This window comes from Siccirubricoccus sp. G192, from assembly GCF_019084075.1.
Classification (GTDB): Bacteria; Pseudomonadota; Alphaproteobacteria; order Acetobacterales; family Acetobacteraceae; genus G192.
This window is the reverse complement of the sequence record NZ_JAHREN010000001.1, coordinates 3,138,923-3,159,898: the sequence shown is the minus strand read 5'-3', so window position 1 is coordinate 3,159,898 and position 20,976 is coordinate 3,138,923. Positions and strand designations below refer to the sequence as shown.

General features: G+C 68.2%; 17 protein-coding genes, 3 tRNA genes and 1 pseudogene. 5 read left to right on the top strand and 16 right to left on the bottom strand.

Annotation, left to right across the window (positions count from 1 at the left end):
• From KSF81_RS15175 to KSF81_RS15110, 14 genes and pseudogenes are all read right to left on the bottom strand, one after another.
• A pseudogene (locus KSF81_RS15175) lies at nucleotides 1–627 on the bottom strand (complex I 24 kDa subunit family protein); the annotation flags it as partial.
• A complete protein-coding gene (locus KSF81_RS15170; protein ID WP_309139723.1) occupies nucleotides 627–1,859 on the bottom strand; it encodes an NADH-quinone oxidoreductase subunit D in 1,233 nt (410 codons plus the stop codon). The pseudogene KSF81_RS15175 and the gene KSF81_RS15170, both read right to left, overlap by 1 nt.
• Before the next feature lie 26 nt (nucleotides 1,860–1,885).
• Nucleotides 1,886–2,476 (bottom strand): NADH-quinone oxidoreductase subunit C, encoded by a 591-nt coding sequence (locus tag KSF81_RS15165; RefSeq protein ID WP_254454055.1) that lies wholly within the window; start codon nucleotides 2,474–2,476, stop codon nucleotides 1,886–1,888.
• A 49-nt stretch (nucleotides 2,477–2,525) separates the two neighbouring features.
• On the bottom strand, nucleotides 2,526–3,083 hold the full coding sequence (locus KSF81_RS15160) for an NADH-quinone oxidoreductase subunit B family protein (protein ID WP_217379710.1): 558 nt from the start codon (nucleotides 3,081–3,083) through the stop codon (nucleotides 2,526–2,528).
• A gap of 7 nt (nucleotides 3,084–3,090) precedes the next feature.
• Nucleotides 3,091–3,459 carry an NADH-quinone oxidoreductase subunit A gene (locus tag KSF81_RS15155; RefSeq protein WP_217379709.1) on the bottom strand — a complete coding sequence of 123 codons (369 nt, stop codon included), beginning with the start codon at nucleotides 3,457–3,459 and terminating at the stop codon, nucleotides 3,091–3,093.
• Between the two features lie 244 nt (nucleotides 3,460–3,703).
• Nucleotides 3,704–3,780 (bottom strand) — tRNA-Asp (locus KSF81_RS15150).
• Between the two features lie 95 nt (nucleotides 3,781–3,875).
• Nucleotides 3,876–3,947: transfer RNA gene (locus tag KSF81_RS15145), tRNA-Val, on the bottom strand.
• Nucleotides 3,948–4,060: 113 nt separating this feature from the next.
• Entirely contained in the window at nucleotides 4,061–4,333 is a 273-nt protein-coding gene (locus KSF81_RS15140) for an HU family DNA-binding protein (protein ID WP_217379708.1), read from the bottom strand.
• A gap of 217 nt (nucleotides 4,334–4,550) precedes the next feature.
• The gene (gene lon / locus KSF81_RS15135; protein WP_217379707.1) at nucleotides 4,551–6,968 is read right to left on the bottom strand and encodes an endopeptidase La; all 2,418 of its coding nucleotides are present in this window, start codon (nucleotides 6,966–6,968) and stop codon (nucleotides 4,551–4,553) included.
• A 209-nt stretch (nucleotides 6,969–7,177) separates the two neighbouring features.
• Nucleotides 7,178–8,434: an ATP-dependent Clp protease ATP-binding subunit ClpX gene (gene clpX, locus KSF81_RS15130; RefSeq protein WP_217379706.1), complete on the bottom strand. Its 1,257-nt coding sequence runs from the start codon at nucleotides 8,432–8,434 to the stop codon at nucleotides 7,178–7,180.
• A 174-nt stretch (nucleotides 8,435–8,608) separates the two neighbouring features.
• Nucleotides 8,609–9,256 (bottom strand): ATP-dependent Clp endopeptidase proteolytic subunit ClpP, encoded by a 648-nt coding sequence (clpP, locus tag KSF81_RS15125; protein WP_217379705.1) that lies wholly within the window; start codon nucleotides 9,254–9,256, stop codon nucleotides 8,609–8,611.
• Nucleotides 9,257–9,388: 132 nt separating this feature from the next.
• Nucleotides 9,389–10,732 (bottom strand): trigger factor, encoded by a 1,344-nt coding sequence (gene tig, locus KSF81_RS15120; protein ID WP_217379704.1) that lies wholly within the window; start codon nucleotides 10,730–10,732, stop codon nucleotides 9,389–9,391.
• A 55-nt stretch (nucleotides 10,733–10,787) separates the two neighbouring features.
• A tRNA-Leu gene (locus tag KSF81_RS15115) sits at nucleotides 10,788–10,872 on the bottom strand.
• A 105-nt stretch (nucleotides 10,873–10,977) separates the two neighbouring features.
• Nucleotides 10,978–13,263 carry a 1-deoxy-D-xylulose-5-phosphate synthase N-terminal domain-containing protein gene (locus KSF81_RS15110; protein WP_217381709.1) on the bottom strand — a complete coding sequence of 762 codons (2,286 nt, stop codon included), beginning with the start codon at nucleotides 13,261–13,263 and terminating at the stop codon, nucleotides 10,978–10,980.
• A 285-nt stretch (nucleotides 13,264–13,548) separates the two neighbouring features.
• Between KSF81_RS15110 and KSF81_RS15105 the strand changes: the two genes are divergently transcribed.
• From KSF81_RS15105 to KSF81_RS31495, 3 genes are read left to right on the top strand one after another with little or no spacing between them, the layout of a single operon-like run.
• Nucleotides 13,549–15,042 carry a CHASE3 domain-containing protein gene (locus KSF81_RS15105; protein ID WP_217379703.1) on the top strand — a complete coding sequence of 498 codons (1,494 nt, stop codon included), beginning with the start codon at nucleotides 13,549–13,551 and terminating at the stop codon, nucleotides 15,040–15,042.
• Complete coding sequence (locus tag KSF81_RS15100; protein WP_217379702.1) at nucleotides 15,039–15,473, top strand: response regulator; 435 nt, start codon at nucleotides 15,039–15,041, stop codon at nucleotides 15,471–15,473. Before KSF81_RS15105 ends, KSF81_RS15100 begins: the two co-directional genes overlap by 4 nt.
• Nucleotides 15,470–16,513 carry a histidine kinase dimerization/phosphoacceptor domain -containing protein gene (locus KSF81_RS31495; protein WP_217379701.1) on the top strand — a complete coding sequence of 348 codons (1,044 nt, stop codon included), beginning with the start codon at nucleotides 15,470–15,472 and terminating at the stop codon, nucleotides 16,511–16,513. The genes KSF81_RS15100 and KSF81_RS31495 overlap by 4 nt, the downstream gene beginning before the upstream one ends.
• 13 nt (nucleotides 16,514–16,526) lie before the next feature.
• Here the strand turns inward: KSF81_RS31495 and KSF81_RS15090 are convergent, their stop codons facing one another.
• Complete coding sequence (locus tag KSF81_RS15090) at nucleotides 16,527–17,972, bottom strand: malonyl-CoA decarboxylase (protein ID WP_217379700.1); 1,446 nt, start codon at nucleotides 17,970–17,972, stop codon at nucleotides 16,527–16,529.
• An 80-nt stretch (nucleotides 17,973–18,052) separates the two neighbouring features.
• A complete protein-coding gene (locus KSF81_RS15085) occupies nucleotides 18,053–19,504 on the bottom strand; it encodes an NAD(P)H-hydrate dehydratase (RefSeq protein ID WP_254453542.1) in 1,452 nt (483 codons plus the stop codon).
• A gap of 228 nt (nucleotides 19,505–19,732) precedes the next feature.
• Here KSF81_RS15085 and KSF81_RS15080 point away from each other — a divergent pair, with 228 nt between their 5' ends.
• Together KSF81_RS15080 and parA are read left to right on the top strand one after the other, a co-directional pair.
• A complete protein-coding gene (locus tag KSF81_RS15080; protein ID WP_217379699.1) occupies nucleotides 19,733–20,044 on the top strand; it encodes a hypothetical protein in 312 nt (103 codons plus the stop codon).
• 131 nt (nucleotides 20,045–20,175) lie between these two features.
• Nucleotides 20,176–20,811 carry a ParA family partition ATPase gene (gene parA / locus KSF81_RS15075; RefSeq protein ID WP_217379698.1) on the top strand — a complete coding sequence of 212 codons (636 nt, stop codon included), beginning with the start codon at nucleotides 20,176–20,178 and terminating at the stop codon, nucleotides 20,809–20,811.
• Nucleotides 20,812–20,976 lie beyond the last annotated feature (165 nt).

Sequence of the window (20,976 nt, the reverse complement as noted above, 5' to 3'; positions counted from 1 at the left end):
CGGAACATCAGTGAGCGTCAGCGGCCCGCCGACCGGCGCACTGGTCTGACGGCCAATGACGGAGCCCGGCTCCGGCCTTTCGCCGCGCTTCAGCGCCTCCATCAGCCGAACGGTGCTCTCGTAGTCCAGGTCCTCGTAATAGTCGTCATCGACCTGCAGGATCGGCGCATTCACGCAGCCGCCGAGGCATTCCACCTCGGTGATGGTGAAAAGCCCGTCGGCGCTGGTGTCGCCGTAGCCCTGGAGCTGCCCGGCATCCTTGCAGGCACGAAACACCTCCTCCGAACCCCGCAACCAGCAGGGCGTCGTGCCGCAGACCTGCAAATGGTAGCGGCCAATCGGCTTGGTATTGAACATGAAGTAGAAGGTCGCGACCTCATAGACCCGGATCGGAGCCATCCCAAGCCGGGCCGCCACGGCATCCATCGCGACATTCGGCAGCCAGGCGCTGCCGGTCTCACGCCCCATCTGCCGCTGCGCGACATAGAGCGCCGGGATCACCGCGCTGGCCTGCTTGCCGGCCGGGTAGCGCTTGACGATCTTATCGATCGCCGCCTCGCTCTCCGCGTCGAAGGCGAAATGCGTGGGCTGCGGAATCTCGTTCGCCGTGGAGACGTCGGTTGCCATCAGCGGTCGATCTCCCCGAAGACGATGTCGAGCGAGCCGATGATCGCTACCGCATCGGCCAGCATATGGCCCTTGGAGAGCACCTCCATGGCCTGCAAATGCGCATAGCCTGGCGCACGGATCTTGCATCGATAGGGCCGGTTGGTGCCGTCCGCCACCATGTAGACGCCGAACTCGCCCTTCGGCGCCTCGGTCACCGTGTAGGTGGCGCCTTCCGGCACGTGGTAGCCCTCGGTGTAGAGCTTGAAGTGATGGATCAGCGCTTCCATCGAGCACTTCATCTCGCCACGCTTCGGTGGCGCGATCTTGTTGTCCAGGATCCTCACCGGCCCGGGCTTCAGCAGCGCAAGGCACTGCTCGATGATGCGCTGGCTCTGCCGCATCTCCTGGATGCGCACGAGATAGCGGTCGTAGCAATCACCCTGACGGCCGACCGGGATGTCGAAGTCAAGCTGGTCGTAGATCTCGTAGGGCTGCGACTTCCGCAGGTCCCAGGCGCAGCCGGAGGCTCGCAGGCAGGGGCCGCTGAATCCCCATTCCATCGCCTGTTCCGCGGTCATGACGCCGATATCGACGGTACGCTGCTTGAAGATCCGGTTCTCGGTCAGGATTCCTTCGAGATCGGACAGGAAACCGGGAAACTGCCGACACCAGTTGCCGATCCGGTCCTCCAGCGATTTCGGGATATCGCGGCCGACACCGCCGGCGCGGAAGTAGTTGACGTGGTAGTGGCTGCCGCCCGCTGCCTCGTAGAATTCCAGCAGATGCTCGCGCTGCTCGAAGCCCCAGAGCGCCGGGGTGATGGCGCCGCAATCCAGCGCATAGGTGGTGACGTTCAGCAGGTGGTTCAGGATGCGCGTCAACTCCGCGAACATGGTGCGGATCACCCGCGCCCGCTCCGGTACCTGCCCCTCGATGCGCAGCAGCCGCTCCACCGCGAGCACGAAGCTGTGCTCCATGGACATGGGCGAGACATAATCCAGGCGGTCCATATAGGGCATCGCCTGGAGATAGGTCTTGTACTCGATCAGCTTCTCGGTGCCGCGGTGCAGCAGGCCGATATGCGGATCGGCGCGCTCCACCATCTCGCCCTTCAGTTCGAGGATGAGGCGCAACACGCCATGCGCGGCCGGGTGCTGCGGGCCATAATTGATGGTGTGGCTGTCCACCTCGACGGTGGTGCGGGAGCGGGTATCCTCCTGGGTTGGCGAAGGATCGGTGACGCTCCGCACCGGCTCGGAGGGAACGGCGGTGACGCTCACGGTTTCGGCCCCTCGATGCGGTTGAGATGCACCTTCTCGTCCCCGGGCAGCGTGGTCATGCCTTCCCAGGGAGAGAGGAAGTCGAAATTGCGGAAGTCCTGCGTCAGCTTCACCGGCTCATAGACCACCTGCTTTCGCTCTTCGTCGTAGCGGACCTCGACATAGCCGGTGAGCGGGAAGTCCTTGCGCAGCGGATGGCCCTCGAAGCCGTAATCGGTGAGCAGGCGACGCAGATCGGTCTGCCCTTGGAAGACGATGCCATACATGTCCCAGGCCTCACGCTCATACCAGGTGGCGCATGGCCAGAGACCCGCCACGCTCGGCACCGGCGAGGCCGCATCGGTCGCGGCAATGACGCGGATGCGCTGGTTCAGCGACAGCGAGAGCAGATTGTAGACCACCTCGAAACGCAGCGGCCGCTCCGGGAAGTCCGTGCCGCAAAGGTCCATCAACTGCTCGAAAGCGAAGGCATCGCCGTCGCGCAGCAAGGTCATCGTCTCGATGAGCGCCTCGCGGCGGACGCGCAGCACCAGCTCCGCGCCGCGCTCCACCAGCACCTGCTGCACCACGCCATGCGGCAGCGCCATGCGCGCCGCTTCGCCGAGCGCCTGCAACTGCGCTTCCCTGTCCACGATGTCAGCCACGCAGAATCGTCCCCTGCCGCCGGATCTTCTTCTGCAATTGCATGATGCCGTAGACCAGCCCCTCGGCCGTCGGCGGGCAGCCCGGGACATAGACATCCACCGGCACGATACGGTCGCAGCCGCGCACCACGCTGTAGGAGTAGTGGTAATAGCCGCCGCCATTGGCGCAGCTACCCATGCTGATCACCCAGCGCGGCTCCGACATCTGGTCGTAGACCTTGCGGAGCGCGGGAGCCATCTTGTTGGTCAGCGTCCCCGCCACGATCATCACATCCGACTGCCGCGGCGAGCCACGCGGGATGATGCCGAAGCGGTCCAGGTCGTACCGCGCCATATAGGCGTGGATCATCGGCACCGCGCAGCAGGCGAGGCCGAAGGTCATCGGCCAGAGGCTGCCGGTGCGGGCCCAGTTCACCACCTTGTCGATATTGGCGACGACGAAGCCCTTGTCCTCGATCTCACCGGTGATGCCTTTCACCACGGCATCCTGCGCCGGGCCCGGCGCCAGGTGCTCACGGTTCCAGGCGATTGTGTCGGTATTGCCGCTCATGAGAGCGTCACTCCCAATCCAGGGCGCCCTTGCGCCATTCATAGACGAAGCCCGCCGTCAGAACGGTAAGGAAGGCGATCATCGACAGGAAGCCGAACCAGCCGATATCGCCGAGCGCCACCGCCCAGGGGAACAGGAAGGCCACCTCCAGGTCAAAGATGATGAACAGGATGGCGACCAGATAGAATCGCACATCGAAGCGGCGGCGCGTGTCGTCGAAGGGCTCGAAGCCGCATTCATAGGCCGAGAGCTTCTCGGCATAGGGCTTCTGCCGCGCCACCAGCAGGCTGCCGCCCACCATGGCCAGCGCGATTCCCCCGGCGATCGCCAGGAAGACGAGGATGGGGAAATACTCGGCCAGCAGTGGCTGGGTCATGCTTGCTTCGCCCTTCGAGACACCATCGCGGCCCCGATGGGACCGGCAACCGGCCGGGCCGCAGCGGATGCCGCAGCGCAGCGCGGCCGGACATTACCTGCGCCCCGCATACTCCGCCATAGCGGGAAGATTGCCTTCGGACCGAACATTTTGGCTCGCCGCGCCGGAACGAAAAGGGGCCAGAATACGGCGACGGCGCCGCCCCGTAAGCGGGTGCGACGCCGTTGCTGTTACTGCTGTCGCGTGGCGCGAGTGACGGGGCTCGAACCCGCGACCTCCGGCGTGACAGGCCGGCGCTCTAACCAACTGAGCTACACCCGCCCGCGACAGGCGGCGGGGTTTAGGCCCCCACGCCGTAGGTGTCAAGCGCGTCCCGCGCATTGCGCGAGGCGCCGGTTTCCCGTCATCGGTCTCCATGGGCACTGACGGGATCGAACCGCCGACATCCTGTGTGTAAGACAGGCGCTCTACCGCTGAGCTAAGTGCCCGCGGGGCCCCTTCCTAGCCGCACTGCCGGCGGCCGGCAAAGCCCTGAAATGCGAAAGGGCCGGCGCTTGGCGCCGCCCCCCGACTCGCCAGTCCGGTCCCGAATGGCCTCGGATCAGTTCACCGCATCCTTCAGGCCCTTGCCGGCCTTGAAGCGCACAGTAGTGCTAGCGGGAATCTTGATCTCCTCACCGGTGCGCGGGTTGCGCCCCTTGCCCGCCTTGCGACGGGTGGTGGAGAAGGTGCCGAAGCCGACCAGGCGCACGTCCTGCTTCTTCTTCAGTGCCCTCTTGATCTCATCGAACACCGCATCGAGCACCTCGCCCGCCCGCGCCTTCGGCAGGTCGCCCGCTTCCGCAACGACCGAAATGAGATCCTGCTTGTTCACGTGGAAAACCCCCCTTCCCTGAAGAAGCCACCGCCGGCCCGGACGATTCCGGGTCTGAAACCCATAGCGAATGTAAGGGGCAGGATTCTCGCGCGTCAATCACGCGCAACTCGATTCAGGGCGGTTAACCGCCGCTTTTCGCGGGTTCTGTGGCTGGAAAGATGCGCGGCGGGCGATTCGGCATGCCGATCGCGGCGCCGCGCATCGATTCCATGCCTCAATGCGGCAAGGCTGGCTGCGAGGCGTCCCCGTCCTTGGACCGCGCGGGCGCGGGCTCCGGTGGTTCCTCCCACTCGATCGCCTCGGGCTTCCGGGCCAGTGCCTGGGCGATGACCTCATCCACATGCGAGACAGGCAGGATGGTCAGCCCCTTCTTTACATTATCCGGGATCTCGGCCAGGTCCTTCTCATTGTCCTTCGGGATGAACACGGTAGTGACGCCGGAACGCAGCGCCGCCAGCAGCTTCTCCTTCAGGCCGCCGATCGGCAGCACCCGGCCGCGCAGCGTGATTTCGCCCGTCATCGCCACATCCTTCCGCACCGGAATGCCGGTGAGGACGGAGACGATGCTGGTCGCCATCGCGATGCCCGCGGAAGGCCCATCCTTCGGGGTCGCGCCTTCCGGGACATGCACATGGATGTCCCGCTTCTCGAAGAGCGTCGGCTTGAGGCCGAAGCTCGGCGCCCGCGACCGCACATAGGACATGGCGGCCGAGACGCTTTCCTGCATCACGTCGCCCAGCTTGCCGGTGTGCTGGATCTTGCCCTTGCCCGGGACGGTGACCGATTCGATGGTCAGGATCTCGCCGCCCACCTCGGTCCAGGCGAGGCCGGTGACAACGCCGACCATGTCCTCGGCCTCGAGGTCGCCGTAGCGGAACTTCCGCACACCGGCGAATTTGTCGAGGTTCTTGGCGGTGATCGCAACCTTCTTCGACTTCTTCGCCACGATCTCGCGCACCGCCTTGCGGGCGAGGCCGCCGATCTCGCGCTCCAGGCTGCGGACGCCGGCCTCGCGGGTGTAGTAGCGCACCAGGTCGCGCAGCGCGTCCTCGCTGACGCTCCACTCCGTGATCTTCAGCCCATTCGCCTCGGACTGCTTCGGCATCAGGTGGCGCTTGGCAATCTCGACCTTCTCATCCTCGGTGTAGCCGGGGATACGGATGATCTCCATGCGGTCCATCAGCGGCTGCGGCATGCGCAGACTATTGGCCGTGGTGACGAACATCACGTCCGAGAGGTCGTAATCCACCTCCAGATAGTGGTCGGCGAAGGTGGAGTTCTGCTCGGGGTCCAACACCTCCAGCAGCGCCGAGGAGGGGTCGCCGCGCCAGTCGGCACCAAGCTTGTCGATCTCGTCGAGCAGGAACAGCGGGTTCGAGGTCTTCGCCTTCTTCATGCCCTGGATCACCTTCCCGGGCATGGAGCCGATATAGGTGCGGCGGTGGCCACGCACCTCCGCCTCATCCCGCACGCCTCCGAGCGACATGCGCACGAAGCTCCGCCCCGTCGCCTTGGCGATCGACTTGCCGAGCGAGGTCTTGCCAACGCCGGGCGGGCCCACCAGGCAGAGGATCGGGCCACGGATCTTGGGCGAGCGCGACTGCACCGCCAGATATTCGAGGATCCGCTCCTTGATCTTCTCAAGCCCGTAGTGGTCGGCGTCGAGCACCTTCTCCGCCTCGAGAATGTCGTTGCGGACGCGGCTCTTCTTCTTCCACGGGATCGACAGCATCCAGTCGAGGTAGTTGCGGACCACCGTCGCCTCGGCGCTCATCGGCGACATGGTGCGGAGCTTCTTCAGCTCGGCCATCGCCTTCTCGCGAGCTTCCTTGGAGAATTTGGTGGTCTTGATGCGGGCCTCCAACTCGGCGGCCTCGTCCTTGCCGTCCTCGCCCTCGCCGAGTTCCTTCTGGATCGCCTTGAGCTGCTCGTTCAGGTAGTACTCGCGCTGCGTCTTCTCCATCTGCCGCTTGACGCGGTTGCGGATGCGCTTCTCCACCTGCAGCACGCCGATCTCGGATTCCATATGGCCGAAGACCCGCTCCAGCCGCGCGGAGACGCCGCCGGTCTCCAGCAGTTCCTGCTTCTCCGGGATCTTCAGGCTGAGATGCGCGGCGACGGTATCGGCCAGCTTGGCCGGGTCGTCGATCTGGTTGATCGAGACCAGCACCTCGGGCGCAATTTTCTTATTGAGCTTGATGTACTGCTCGAACTGCCCGACCACGGTGCGGGCCAGCGCCTCCGTCTCCGGCGGCTCGGCCGGCTGCTCCTCGAGCGGCGCGGCATAGGCCTCGAAATGCGACTGGGTCTCCTTGAACCCGGTGATGCGCGCGCGGCGGCCGCCCTCGACCAGCACCTTCACCGTACCGTCCGGCAGCTTCAAAAGCTGCAGCACCGTGGAAATGGTGCCGACCTGGTAGAGATCCTCGGCGCCGGGATCATCCTGCGAAGCGTTCTTCTGCGCGACCAGGAGGATCTGCTTGTCCTCGCGCTGCACCGTCTCCAGCGCGCGGACGCTTTTCTCGCGCCCGACGAAAAGCGGCACGATCATATGCGGGAACACGACGATATCCCGCAACGGCAGGACGGGCAGCAATTCGCCGCTTTGGGGTTCCAGGGTCTTATCCGCCATTGGGGACCTCGCTATGGGACAGTCGACGCACGGGCCGCCCCCAGGGATGCTTCCATCGCTGCCTGGTGCGCGGCACGGCCCGCGGCGTCACGGGATACAGGAGAAATGGGTCCCCCCGGCATCCTCCAACAAGGTCTTGAACGCGGCGCGCCACCCCAGGGTGCCGCGCCAGCGCCAGGACCGGATGCGGTTGCCGGATCAGCCTCTTCTCAGGCCGAACTCTGCTCGGCCGCCCGCTCGCCATAGATGAAGAGCGGGCTTGCGCGGCCCTCCGCCACCTCCCGGTTCACCACCACCTCATCCACATCTTCGAGCCCAGGCAGGTCGAACATGGTGGAGAGCAGGATCGCCTCCATGATCGAACGCAGGCCACGGGCGCCGGTCTTGCGCTGGATGGCGCGGGTCGAGACCGAGCGCAGCGCATCCTCGGTGAAGGTGAGTTTGGTTCCCTCCATCTCGAAGAGGCGCTGGTACTGCTTGACCAGGGCGTTCTTCGGCCTGGTCAGGATCTCGACCAGCGCCTTCTCATCGAGGTCCTCGAGGGTCGCCACAACAGGCAGGCGGCCGATGAATTCCGGAATCAGGCCGAACTTCAGCAGATCCTCGGGCTCCACCTCGCGCAGCACCGCCCCCATCCGCCGCTCATCCGAGGAGCGGACCTCGGCGCCGAAGCCGATGCCGCTGCCCTTGCCGCGGGCGGCGATGATCTTCTCAAGGCCCGAGAAGGCGCCGCCGCAGATGAACAGGATGTTCGAGGTATCGACCTGCAGGAATTCCTGCTGCGGATGCTTCCGCCCGCCCTGGGGTGGCACGGAGGCCACCGTGCCCTCCATGATCTTCAGCAGGGCCTGCTGCACCCCCTCCCCGCTGACGTCGCGCGTGATCGAGGGGTTGTCGGACTTGCGGCTGATTTTGTCGACCTCGTCGATATAGACGATGCCGCGCTGCGCCCGCTCCACGTTGTAGTCGGCTGATTGCAGCAGCTTGAGGATGATGTTCTCCACATCCTCGCCGACGTAGCCGGCCTCGGTCAGGGTGGTGGCGTCCGCCATGGTGAAGGGCACGTCGAGGATGCGGGCGAGGGTCTGCGCCAGCAGCGTCTTGCCCGACCCGGTCGGACCGACCAGCATGATGTTCGACTTGGCGATCTCGACGTCGTTGTTCTTGGCGCCGTGGGCCAGCCGCTTGTAATGGTTGTGCACCGCAACCGAAAGGACCTTCTTCGCGTGATCCTGGCCGATGACATAGTCATCGAGGACCTTGCAGATCTCCTTGGGCGTGGGCACCCCATCACGGGACTTCACGAGGTGCGTCTTGTGCTCCTCGCGGATGATGTCCATGCACAGCTCGACGCATTCGTCACAGATGAACACGGTAGGTCCGGCGATGAGCTTCCGGACCTCGTGCTGCGACTTGCCGCAGAACGAGCAGTAGAGGGTATTCTTAGAGTCGCCGGACTTGCTCATGGGCACTCCCCGCCCCCCCGGCCGCCGGAAGGGTCGGCAAGGGGGGGCGCTTCGCTTGACTGTAGCCCCCCTGTCATCGGGGGAAAAGCATTAGGCCGACCCGGCGCGCTCGCGGAACGGTGAGGTCAGGCGTCAGGGCCAGCGCCCCGCCTGCCCCGCCGCACTCCGGCCGGGTCAGACCTTGCCCGCTTCGGCCCCCGGCGCTGGCGGCCGCTGTTCGACCACCTGATCGATTAGGCCGAAGTCCCGGGCTTCCTCGGCAGACATATAGGTATCGCGCTCCAGCTTGCGCTCGATCGCTTCGAGGGGCTGACCCGTATGCTTCACATAGATCTCGTTCAGCCGCTGCCGCAGCTTCAGGATCTCGCGCGCCTGGATCTCGATGTCGGTGGCCTGGCCCTGGGCGCCGCCGGAGGGCTGGTGGACCATGATCCGGGCATTCGGCAGGGCGAAGCGCTTGTCCTTGGCGCCGGCCGTGAGCAGCAGGCTGCCCATGGAGGCGGCCTGGCCAATGCAGACCGTGCTCACCGGGCTGCGGATATACTGCATGGTGTCGTACATCGCGAGGCCGGCCGAAACCACGCCACCAGGACTATTGATATAGAAGGCGATGTCCTTGTTCGGGTTCTCGCTCTCCAGGAACAGTAGCTGCGCGCAGGTGAGCGCAGCAACCTGGTCGAAGACCGGGCCGGTCAGGAAGATGATCCGTTCCTTCAGCAGCCGCGAATAGATATCGAAGGCACGCTCGCCGCGGGCCGTCTGCTCGACGACCATGGGCACCAGCGTATTGTTGTAGACCTCGACCGGATCACGGTCCCGCATGACTATGCCTTTCAGTCCCTGGAGGGCGCACCGGAGGCGGCGGCCCCCAGCATCGCCCATCAGGGTTAATGTGGTGCAGCGGAAGCCGCGCCGAAAGGCCCCCTTGGCAAGGCAGCCTCCGGAATCCCGGGCTCAGGCCGCCGCGGCGGTGGAAAGTTCCTCGGGCGCCACGCTGCGCTCAGTCACTTTGGCGAGTTCCAGCATGAAATCCACCACTTTCTCCTCGAAGATGGGGGAGCGCAGATTCTCGGCCGCCTGCGGGTTCTTGCGGAAGAACTCCATCACCTGCTGCTCCTGGCCCGGGTAGCGGGCGGCTTCCTGCCGCATCGCCCGGCCCAGCTCCTCGGCGGTGACGCTGATATTGTTGGTCCGGCCGATCTCGGAAAGCAGCAGGCCGAGCCGAATCCGCCGTTCGGCGATGCCGCGATACTCGGCCCGGAGCGCCGCCTCGTCCTTGCCCTTGTCGTCCTCGTCCAGCCGCCCGGCCTTGAGGTCGGCCTCGATCCGTTGCCAGATCTGGCCGAATTCCGCCTCGACCATCCCCTCCGGGACTGCGAAATCCGCCCGGGAGGCCAGCGCATCGAGCAGCGCCCGCTTCACCTTGAGGCGGGAGAGGCCGTCATATTCCTGCTGCAGGCTCTGGGTCACCACCTCCCGCAGCTTGCCCAGTTCCTCAAATCCCAGGGTCTTGGCAAATTCGTCATCGATGGCCGGCAGGCTGGGCTTCTTCAGCCCCTTGCAGGTGACCTCGAATTTCGCCGCCTTGCCGGCCAGGTCCTTGGCCCCGTATTCGGCCGGGAAGCTGACTTCGATCGTGCGGGTCTCGCCCGGGGCAATGCCTTCCAGTTGCTCGGTGAAGCCCGGGATGAAGCCCTCGCCCGCGACCTCGATCGGCATGTCGGTCGCGGAGCCGCCCGGGAAGGGCTCGCCGGGCTCGGCACCCGGCTCCTCCACCAGCCGGCCGATGAAGTCGCAGACCGCGACCTCGCCCTTCTCGGCGCCACGGGTCTCGGTGACATCGTCCAGCTTGCGGTTGCGCTGGGCGATCTGCTCCAGCGCCTTGGCGACCTGCTCCTCACTGGGCTCGGCCTTCAGGCGCTCCACCTCGATGCCGGCGAAGTCGGGCATCGGCACCTCGGGCATGAGTTCCAGCTCGACCTTGAATTCCAGGTCGGTGCCATCGGCGAAATTCACCACCTCGACCTTGGGCTGCAGGGCCGGGCGGAGGCCGCGGTCGGTCACCACCTGCTGTGTTGCGGTATTGACCGATTGCTCCAGCACCTCGCCCATCACGGCCTGGCCGTAGCGGGCCTGCACCACCTTGGGCGGGATCTTGCCGGGGCGGAAGCCGGGCAGGCGCAGCTCCCGGCCCAACTGGGCCAGCCGCCGCTCGCGCTCGGCCGCGATGTCGCCCGCGGGGACCACAACTGTATAGGCCCGCTTCAGCCCCTCATTCGCGACCTCGGTCACCTGCATCGTCTTCAGTTCCATCCCAAGAAAAGCGCTGGCCCAGGAAAAACGCCGGCGGCGGTGGTGCGGGCGGAGGGATTTGAACCCCCACGGCTTGCGCCACCGGAACCTAAATCCGGCGTGTCTGCCAGTTCCACCACGCCCGCAAGCCGCCGGCCCGGCGGGCCGCCGCAGCCGTGAAGGGCGGCGTGTAGCGCAGGCGGTGACGGTTTCCAAGGTGAGGCATGGCAGCAATGGCCATATTCGCCGCCCTACCCCCCGAGCAGCGCCTGGGCGCAGCCATCCAGGATGGCCTCCGCGTCCAGCCCATATTCACGGTAGAGGTCCGGCAGGTCGCCGGCCTGTCCGAAATGATCGACGCCGAGCGGCACCACCCGTTGCCCGCGCACCGCGCCGAGCCAGGCATGCGCCGCCGGATGGCCATCCAGCACCGTCACCAGCGCAGCATCCCGTGCCAGGGGGCCAAGCAGTTGCTCGATATGGCTCGGGGTCGCACCACCGCCGCTGCGGGCGCCGCGACGGTGGGCCAGCCATTCCGCATGCAGCCGGTCCGAGCTGGTCAGGGCCAGCAGCCCGGCTTCCGGCACCTCCTCGCGCAATTGGGTGAAGGCATCCAGCGCTTCCGGTGCCACGGGTCCCTGATAGGCCAGGGCGATCCGTGCCCCCGGCGCCGGCGGCACCACCCAGTAGCCGCCGGCGACCACCGCGGCAGGGTCCAGGCTGCGACTGGGCTGTTCCAGCGCCCGGGTCGAGAGCCGCAGCCAGACCGCGGACCCATCGGGCTTCTGCATATGCTCGAAGGCCCAGGCCATCAGGATCGCCACTTCATCGGCATAGGTGGGCTCGTAGCTCGCCAGCCGGTCCTGGGCGATGCCGATCAGCGGCGTGTTGACCGACTGGTGCTGGCCACCTTCCGGTGCGAGGGTCAGGCCGGATGGCGTTGATACCAAAAGAAATCTCGCATCCTGATAACAGGCATAGATCAGCGCATCGAGGCCGCGGTTGACGAAGGGATCATAGACCGTGCCCACCGGCAGCAGCCGTGCCCCATAGAGCGAATGCGACAGGCCGAGGGCCGACATCAGCAGGAACAGGTTCTGCTCGGCGATGCCAAGCTCGATATGCTGGCCCTGCGGCGACATGCCCCAGCGCTGGGCGGAAGCAAGCTTCGCATCGCGGAAGACGTCGTTCTTCAGATGCCGGTCGAAGACGCCGCGGCGATTCACCCAGGGGCCGAGATTGGTCGAGACCGTTACATCCGGGCTGGTGGTGACGATACGCGAGGCCAGGGCGGCGGCCTCCCCCTGGCCCCTGCCCAATTCCGCCAGCACCTCGCCGAAGGCCGCCTGGGTGGAGAGCTTCCGGCCGGCCGGAACCTTCGGCACCGGGAAGGCAGCAGGCACCGGCACGGCCGGCGCGACCAGCCGGCGCCCCTCCGGCGCCAGCGGCCGGGCGAAGGGGACGCTTTCGATGAAGGCGCGGAGCTCCGCCTCCGGCACCTCCAGCCCCTCGAAGGGATCCCATTCATGGCCGTCGCGGATGCCGAGCTCGCGCTTGAACCCGGCCATCTGTTCCCGGCTCATCAGCCCGGCATGGTTGTCCTTGTGACCGGCGAAGGGCAGGCCCATGCCCTTGATGGTATAGGCGATGAAGCAGGTGGGCTGGTCGCCGGCGGCGTCCTGGGCGCGGAAGGCCTCCAGCAGGGTCTGCACGTCATGCCCGCCGAGATTGGTCATCAGCGCCCCCAGCTCCTCGTCCGAGAGGGGGTCGATGATCGCCCGCACGCCGGCGACGCGGCCAAGATCGGCCAGCAGCGCCACCCGCCAGGCGGCGCCGCCCTGGAAGGTCAGCGCGGAATAGAGGCTGTTCGGGCAGTCATCGATCCAGCGCCGCAGCGTCTCGCCCTCCTCCCGGGCGAAGGCGGCTTCCAGCATGCGGCCGTATTTCAGGGTGACGACGTTCCAGCCCATGTCCCGGAACAGCCCCTCGATCCGGCCGAAGAGCCGGTCCTGCACCACCGAATCGAGGCTCTGGCGGTTGTAGTCGATGATCCACCAGACATTGCGGATGTCGTGTTTCCAGCCCTCCAGCAGGGCCTCGTAGATATTGCCCTCATCGAGTTCGGCATCGCCAACGATGGCCACATGCCGCCCCGCCGGGATCTCCGCCCGGCCGAGCCCGTGCAGCCGCACGTAGTCCTGCACCAGCGAGCCGAAGGAGGTCAGCGCCACGCCGAGCCCGACCGAGCCGGTGGAGAAATCCACCTCCGCCCCGTCCTTCACCCGGGAGGGGTAGGGCTGGATGCCGCGGAAGGCCCTGAGCGTCTCCAGCCTGGCCCGCTCCTGCCGGCCGAACAGGTAGTTCATGGCGTGGAAGACCGGCCCGGCATGCGGCTTCACCGCGATCCGGTCCTCGGGCCGCAGGATCTCGAAATAGAGCGCCGTCATGATGGAGATGACCGAGGCGCAGGACGCCTGGTGGCCCCCCACCTTCAGCCCGTCCCGGTTCGGCCGAACATGGTTGGCGTGGTGAATCATCCAGGCCGAGAGCCAGAGCAGCTTCCGCTCGATCGCGTGCAGCAGCCGCAGCCGCGCGGCCTCGGCGCCCGAAGGGGTGGGGGCGGCGGTGCTGGTCAGGATGTTCACGGGACTCTCTCCCCTCGGGCTTGCCGCTGCATCTGGCCCTTCGGGACCGGGCTCGGCAAGGCTCTCCAACCGCGTTTCCGTCCCTTGCCGGTCCGCCAGGTGGCATCACGGGGATGTCATTGCGGCATACAGCCGGCTTCCCGGTAAGTCCCGCCCCTCCCCCTGGATCGCCCCCCCATGCCCTTGAACAAGGCCGTGTTTGGCCGAGCGATGCTGTTGCTGACCGCGGTCGGCTTCGCGGCGCTGCTCGGCCTCGGCGCCGGCTTGGTCTGGTTGGTGGACGAGGCGCGGGGCTATGCCACCGGCGTCGCCGCGACCCAGGAGGTACGGGTCAAGTTGAGCCAGGCGCTCAGCCTGCTCCAGGACGCCGAAACCGGTCAGCGCGGATACCTGCTGACCGGCCAGGAGCAGTACCTGGGCCCCTATCAGGACGCCACCACAGCCCTGCCGAAGGTGCTGCCCCTCCTGGCCGAGCAGGTCATCCGGGATGGCGGCCGCCCGGGTCCGGTCCAGGCGCTGCAGGACCTTGCCGAGCGAAAGCTCGCGGAGTTGCGGGAAACCCTCGCTCTCGCCGAAGCCGGCGACCGCGAGGCGGCCATCAACCGGGTCCGGAGGGGCGAAGGCAAGGAGGTGATGGACTCGATCCGGGAGACCTTGGCAGGAATCGAGTCCCGCAGCACCACTCGCCTCGCCGAGCGCAGCCAGGGCCTGCACCGGTCCAGCCGCGCATTGCTGCTCGGCGCCGCCGGGGCGCTCGGGTTGGTCGCGATAGTGGCGGTGGGTTCCGCCGGCCTTGCCTTCCGCTATGCGGGCGACCTGGAACGCGCCCGGCTGGAGGTCGAGGCGGCCAATGCCGGGCTGGAGGAGCGGGTGGCCGAGCGCACCGCCTTGCTTCAGGCGGCCAATGAGGAGGTCCAGCGCTTCGCCTATATCGTCTCGCACGACCTGCGGGCGCCGCTGGTGAATGTCATGGGCTTCACCGCCGAGCTGGAGGTTGCGGTGGCGGCACTGGACGCCTTGCTGCGCGAGGCCGAAGCCGAGGCGCCACACCTGGTGACCGACGCCGCCAGGGAAGCGGTGACGGCGGATATCCCGGAGGCGATCGGCTTCATCCGCTCCTCGACCGAGCGCATGGACCGGCTGATCAGCGCCATCCTCCGCCTCTCGCGCGAGGGGCGCCGCGCCCTGGCGCCGGAGCCGGTGGCAATGGGGGCGCTGATCGCCGGCATCGCCGATAGCCTGCGCCACCAGTTGGCGGAAGCGGGGGCGGAACTGACGATCGAGGGCAGCCTGCCGGACATCGTCACCGACCGGACCGCGCTGGAGCAGATCTTCGGCAACCTGATCGACAATGCGGTCAAGTACCTCGATCCCGCCAGGCCCGGCCGCATCACCGTCACTGGCCGGGCGGCGCGCGGCCTGGCCAGTTTCGACGTCGCCGACAATGGCCGCGGCATCGCTCCCCGCGACCATGGCCGCATCTTCGAGCTGTTCCGCCGCTCCGGCGCGCAGGACCGGCCGGGCGAGGGCATTGGTCTCGCGCATGTCCGGGCGCTGGCGCGGCGGCTTGGCGGTAATGTCGAATGCGACTCGACACCGGGCCAGGGCTCGGTGTTCCGTGTCACCCTGCCGCTCGCGCCGCTGCCCAGTTTCGGGGAGAACACCGCATGAATACCGCAGCGCATGCCGTGACCATCGTCATGATCGAGGATGACGAGGGCCATGCCCGGCTGATCGAGAAGAACCTGAAGCGCGCCGGCCTCTTCAACGAGGTGCGGCATTTCGCCAGCGGCACCGCCGCATTGCATCACCTGCTCGGCCCCGGCCGGAAGCAGCATCGCCCCCTGCTGGTGCTGCTCGACCTCAACCTGCCGGATATGAGCGGTACCGAGATCCTGACCCAATTGAAGGATGACCCGGAGCTGCGGCTGGCGCCCGTGATCGTGCTCACGACCACGGATGACGAGCGGGAGATTCGCCGCTGCTACGACCTCGGCTGCAATGTCTATATCACCAAGCCGGTGAATTATGAGACCTTCGCCCAGGCGGTGCGCCAGCTCGGGCTGTTCCTGGCGGTGATCCAGGTGCCGCCGGCGCCGTGACCGACAATCCGCGCCGCATTCTCTATATCGATGACGAACCGGGCCTTTGCCGGCTGGTGCAGCGCGACCTGGCGCGGAACGGCTATGCGGTGGCGACGGCCGGCGACGGCGCAACCGGCGTCCGCCTCGCCGCCACCGGGGAATTCGCGGCGATCTGCCTCGACCACTACATGCCGGGCCAGGATGGACTGGACACGCTGGCGCAACTGCGCGCCCTGCCGATGCCGGCGCCGGTGATCTACGTGACCGGATCGGAGGAGGGGCGGATTGCGGTGGCGGCGCTGCGGGCCGGGGCTGCCGACTACGTCATCAAGGAGTCCGGCGGCGAGTTCCTCACCCTGCTCCGCGCCGCCATCGAGGGGGCGATCGAGCGGGAGGGCCTGAAGCGCGCGCAGGAGGCCGCCGAGGCGGCCGTGCGCGTGGCCCGTGACCGGGCGGAGGAGCTGGCGCAGAGCCGCGCCGTCCTGCTGCGGGAGGTGAACCATCGGGTCGCCAATAGCCTGCAACTGATCGCATCCCTCACCCGGCTGCAGGAGGGCACGGTGGCGGATCCTGCGGCACGCGAGGCGTTGGCGGCGATGCGCGGCCGGGTCGCCGCGGTGGCGCAGGTGCATCAGCGGCTCTATACCTCGGAGGATGTCCGGATCGTGGCGCTCGGCGACTACCTGGCCGGGCTGCTGCAGGAAATCGGGCGCGCGCTCGGCGGCGGCACGATCGAGTTGCAGGCGGCGCCGCTCTCGGTGCCGCCCGACCGCGCCGTCTCGCTCGGCGTCATCGTCACGGAACTGGTGACCAATGCGCTGAAATACGCCTATCCCGGCGGCGCCGGCGGGCCGATCCGGGTACGGCTGGAGGCCGAGGGCACGGCCGGGTTGCTGCTGGTGCAGGATGACGGGGTGGGGAGCAGCCCGGGCGGCCCCTCCGGCACCGGCCTCGGGCGGCGGATCGTGGAGGCGCTGGCCGCCGGAGTGGGTGGCGCCGTGGAACACCGCTCCGGTCCCACCGGCACCACCGTCCTGGTGCGCTTCGCCCTGGCCTGACGCGGCCAGCCCGTCAGGCCCAGCCACGCGCCAGCTTGCGGATGGCTGTGGCGGCGGGGCGCTTGCCCTCCCCTACATACTCCTCGTGGTAGTCCTCGATCCGGGCCGGGTCGTAGAGGTAGTTCACCATCAGCCCGGCGCTTTCCTTCATCCCCTTCTCGGAGACATCGCCGCGCCAGTTAATGCGCTCGACCCTGGCGCCGTTGGACAGGTGGAAATGCGCCACCGGGTCGCGGGCACGCTTCGGATTGCTGCTGGCAGCCTCGTTCAGCAGGTAGCCGGCGCAGAGCCGCGTCAGCACCGGCTCCAGCGCCCGCGCGACCGGCTCCTCCCGGAACCAGCCGCGGCGAGCGAGGATGCGCTTCAGCGTCTCGGCCGGGGTTTCGGCCGCGACCACGGCGGTGCCGCCCGCAGCCTCGGCATCGCGCGGCGGCGGCAGGGCGGCGCGCAGCGCGGTGGCCTCCTCCTCGCTGAGCAGCTTCCCACCTTCCTCGGCCGCCAGCCGGTTCTGCAACCAGCGGGAGAAGCCCGGAATGGGCGAGAGGGTGGCGTAAGCCTTCAGCCCCGGCAATTCGCCGCCCAGTACGCCCACCACCCGCTTGATGAGGAAATTGCCGAAGGAGATGCCGTCCAGCCCGCGCTGGCAGTTGTTGATGGAATAGAAGATGGCAGTATCCGCCCGGGCCGGATCCTGCACGGGCGCCTTTTCGTCCAGCAGGCGCTGCACGCTCTCCGCCAGGCCCTTCACCAGCGCCACCTCGACGAAGATCAGCGGCTCGTCCGGCATGCGGGGATGGAAGAAGGCATAGCAGCGGCGGTCGGAGTCGAGGCGGTTCTTGAGGTCCCGCCAGGTGCGGATGCGGTGCACCGCTTCATACTGCACCAGCTTCTCCAGCAATGCGGCGGGCGAGTTCCAGTCGATCCGCTTCAGTTCCAGGAAGCCGACATCGAACCAATTGGCCAGCAGCCCCTTGAGGTCGTTCTCCAGCACCGCCAGCCGCTTGTCGCCATCCATCAGCCGCAGCATCTCGGCCCGGAGGTCCACCAGGAATTTCATGCCATCGGGGATGGTGGTGAACTGGGTCAGCAGCCGCACCCGCGGCGGTTCCAGCGCGCGGCGGAGGCGGCCCTTGGCGGTGGCAAGCTCTTCCGGGTCGGTGGCATCCGCCACCCGCTCCATGGCGATGCGCACCGCGGCGGGGTCGGAGTCGAAGCCGGCCAGGACGCGGAGGAAATCAATCCGTCCCTCGGTATCCAGCCCAAGATAGGCCTGGGCCAGCTTGGCGGCGCGGTTGCGGGCCGAAACCTCGCCGCCGCGCCCGGCCAGGCAGGCGCGCATCTGGTCCTCGATGGTCTCCTCGTCACTGCCGGTGACGCGGTCGGCCATGTCGCGCCAGAGGCTGGTGACGCGGCGGAGTGCCCGGTCGAGAAGGCCATTCTGTTCGGCGAGGTCGGACATGCTGGGCTTTCCTCGGCTGGACGGCAGGGTTTGCTCGCGCAATGTAATCTGGAGAAACCTACCGCGATCATAACCTGCTGTCAGGCCAAGTATGCGGCAGCGACCGCTTCTGGCAGCAGCGTGATGAGATCGGCGGCGACCAGCCCCGGCCCGTGCCGCCGCGCCGCCTCGCCCTGCAGCCAGGCAGCGGCGGCAGCGGCGGCGAAGGGCGGCAGGCCCTGGCCCAGCAGCGCCGCGATGCTGCCCGCCAGCACATCCCCGGTGCCGCCGGTGGCCAGTGTCGGCGGCGCATTGTCGTTGATCACCACCCGCCCGTCGGGGGCGGCGATGACCGTATCGGCGCCCTTCAGCAGCACCACGGCGCCGGTGAGCGCGGCGGCGGCACGGGTGGCGGCAAGCCGATCAGAAGTGAGCCGGTCGGCAACGGCCCGGTCCGCTCCCGGCGGGCCGAAGACGGCGGCGAACTCACCGGCATGCGGGGTGAGGATGGCGGCGCCGCGCAGCGCCTCGGGCACGCCGGCGCAGGCCATCAGTGCGCCGGCATCCACCACCACCTGCCGCCCCGCCTCGATCAGGCGGCGGAGCGTGGCGCGGGTGGCGGAATCCGGGGGCAGCCCGGGGCCGAGCAGCCAGACCTGGCGGCGTGGGTCGGCCAGCAGCGCCTCCGGCCGCTCCAGGGTGACGATGGTGCCGGGGTCGCCGCCCCGGTAGATGGCAGCCGAGGCAGCGTCGGGCGCCAGGATGGTGACCAGCCCCGCCCCCACCCGATGGGCCGCTCCGGCGGCCAGGCGCGTGGCGCCCGTCATCGCGGCGCCGCCCAGGATGCTGACATGGCCGCGGCGGTATTTGTGCGACTCCGCGCCGGGGCGCGGCAGCCGCCACAGGCCGGGCCCGTTGCGCCAGGCGCGCGGTGCCACCCTCGGCAGGACAGAATCGGGTAGGCCGATCGGCGCCAGTTGCGTCTCGCCGCAGAGGCTGCGGCCCGGCAGCAGCAGGTGGCCGGGCTTCAGCCGGAAGAAGGTGACGGTCAGCGCCGCCTGCGGGGCGAAGCCGCGGACCTGGCCGGTGGCGCCATCAAGGCCGGAGGGCACATCGACCGCCAGGATCGGCACCCGCACCGCCCGCAGCACCGCCGCCACCGACCCATCCAGGTCGCGGGAAAGCCCGGCGCCGAAGACCGCGTCCAGCACCAGCCCGGCGCGGCCCGCCTCGGCCGGGGTGAAGTCCAGCATCGGGCCACGCCAGCGGGCGGCGGCCTCTGCCGCATCGGTGCCGGGGCGCGGAGGCGCCAGCGCCGCCACCGCCACCGGCCAGCCCATCGCCTCCAGCAGCCGGGCGGCAACGTAGCCATCCCCGCCATTGTTGCCGGGGCCGGCCAGGACCAGCGTGCGGCAGGGACGGAAGCGGCGCCGCGCGGCGCGGGCCACGGCCCGTCCGGCGGCCTCCATGAGGGCGAGGCCGGGGATGCCGCCGGCGATCGCCGCGGCATCGGCGCGGGCCATCTCCTCGGGCGTGAGCAATTCGGGCGGCATGGCGGGCTCCTTTGCCCGGAAGCTAGCCTGCATCGCGCCCGATCAGGCAAGGGCGATGCGGCCTATGCCTTTGTTCCGGTAGCATTTTCCTGCGAAGGGTCATGCCCTGGAAGGGCGATTGGCCACCCCACCATGGCCGGCAATGCCGGCGTCGAGCGGCAACGGTGCCCGGTGAACCGAAGGGCCCGCCACGCGCTGTTGCCGGTACATCCGCATCGGTGCAGGCCCATGGCACATCTCAAGCTCGGTTCCATTATTCCGGTGATTCTCGTGCTCGGCACAGGCGGTCTCTTCCTGCACAAGGCCATGGACCGCGGCCCGCAGGAGGCGGCCGGCCCGCCTTCCACCGCTACCGCCAACGCGGCCGGCCGGGTGCAGTCCGGCCCCGCCGAAGGCTCCGGGGCGCAGGCCCCGCCGCCGGCCGAGATGAACCCGACCCCCGCGGGCACTCCGGCGGCGCCCAATCCCGGCAATGCGCCGACCTCCGCCACGCCTCTGGCGCCCTCCGGGGAGCCGGCGCGGCCTGTCCCGGGCCATTAAGCGGGGCATTCCGGCCGATACGCGGCCGCCGCGCCATGCCCGATCGGCAGGTCACGCCTGCAACTGCATTTCCGGCCCAATCCGTTGGCAAAAGCCTCTAGCCTGCGCGCGAATCGGTTGGAGTCGTGGGCATGGCCTTCGTGGTGGCAGTGGCGCAGCAGAAGGGCGGGGCGGGAAAATCGACCGTGGCCGCCAACTTGGCCGCGGCCCTGGCCGGCGAGGGCCATCGCGTCGCCCTGCTGGACACCGACCCGCAGCAATCCCTGACGCAATGGCATGCGGAGCGGCAGAAGCAGGGCGGCCGTGCCGTGGCGCTGACCTTCGAGAATCCCTCCGGCTGGCGGGTGCCGGCGGCGCTCGACCGGCTGCGGCGGGTACAGGACTTCGTCATCCTCGATACCCCGCCACATGCGGAGACCGAGGCGAAGCTCGCGATCCGCGCCGCCGATCTCGTGCTGATGCCCGTGCAGCCCTCCCCCGCCGATCTCTGGGCCAGCGAGGCGACGCTGCGGCTGGCGGCCGAGGAAAAGCGGCGGGTGGCGGCACTGCTCAACCGGGTGCCGGCGCAGGGCAGGTTGCGGGAGCGCATCCTGGCCGACCTCGCCGGGCGTGGCGTGACGGTGCTGGGCGCGACGCTCGGCAACCGGGCGCATTTCGCCAGCACCTTCCTGGATGGCCTGGCGGTGACCGAGGCGGCGCCGCGCAGCCCTGCCGCCGAGGAAGTGCGGGCCTTGGTGGCGGCGATCCGTGGTCTGGCCCCGGGCTGAGCCGGAACCGGCAGGCCCTGGGGATTGCATTTTCCGGCGTGCCACGATGCTCCCGAGGCTTCGGATCAGCCCGGATGAATCCGGCCCACCGGAATCATCGGCGTCGGTTTCCGTTAAAGCCGGAGCGGAAACCACTGTAGGAACCCTGGCAGCGGCGCCGAAGGG

What these genes read in the sequence shown, in the direction of transcription:
- KSF81_RS15080 (WP_217379699.1), top strand. Translation starts at nt 19,733, where the DNA reads ATGGCACATCTCAAGCTCGGTTCCATTATTCCGGTGATTCTCGTGCTC.
- KSF81_RS15160 (WP_217379710.1), bottom strand. Translation starts at nt 3,083, where the DNA reads ATGAGCGGCAATACCGACACAATCGCCTGGAACCGTGAGCACCTGGCG.
- tig (WP_217379704.1), bottom strand. Translation starts at nt 10,732, where the DNA reads ATGCAGGTGACCGAGGTCGCGAATGAGGGGCTGAAGCGGGCCTATACA.
- lon (WP_217379707.1), bottom strand. Translation starts at nt 6,968, where the DNA reads ATGGCGGATAAGACCCTGGAACCCCAAAGCGGCGAATTGCTGCCCGTC.
- clpX (WP_217379706.1), bottom strand. Translation starts at nt 8,434, where the DNA reads ATGAGCAAGTCCGGCGACTCTAAGAATACCCTCTACTGCTCGTTCTGC.
- KSF81_RS15105 (WP_217379703.1), top strand. Translation starts at nt 13,549, where the DNA reads ATGCCCTTGAACAAGGCCGTGTTTGGCCGAGCGATGCTGTTGCTGACC.
- KSF81_RS15090 (WP_217379700.1), bottom strand. Translation starts at nt 17,972, where the DNA reads ATGTCCGACCTCGCCGAACAGAATGGCCTTCTCGACCGGGCACTCCGC.
- clpP (WP_217379705.1), bottom strand. Translation starts at nt 9,256, where the DNA reads ATGCGGGACCGTGATCCGGTCGAGGTCTACAACAATACGCTGGTGCCC.
- parA (WP_217379698.1), top strand. Translation starts at nt 20,176, where the DNA reads ATGGCCTTCGTGGTGGCAGTGGCGCAGCAGAAGGGCGGGGCGGGAAAA.
- KSF81_RS15155 (WP_217379709.1), bottom strand. Translation starts at nt 3,459, where the DNA reads ATGACCCAGCCACTGCTGGCCGAGTATTTCCCCATCCTCGTCTTCCTG.
- KSF81_RS15110 (WP_217381709.1), bottom strand. Translation starts at nt 13,263, where the DNA reads ATGATTCACCACGCCAACCATGTTCGGCCGAACCGGGACGGGCTGAAG.
- KSF81_RS15100 (WP_217379702.1), top strand. Translation starts at nt 15,039, where the DNA reads ATGAATACCGCAGCGCATGCCGTGACCATCGTCATGATCGAGGATGAC.
- KSF81_RS15165 (WP_254454055.1), bottom strand. Translation starts at nt 2,476, where the DNA reads ATGGCGCTGCCGCATGGCGTGGTGCAGCAGGTGCTGGTGGAGCGCGGC.
- KSF81_RS15085 (WP_254453542.1), bottom strand. Translation starts at nt 19,504, where the DNA reads ATGCCGCCCGAATTGCTCACGCCCGAGGAGATGGCCCGCGCCGATGCC.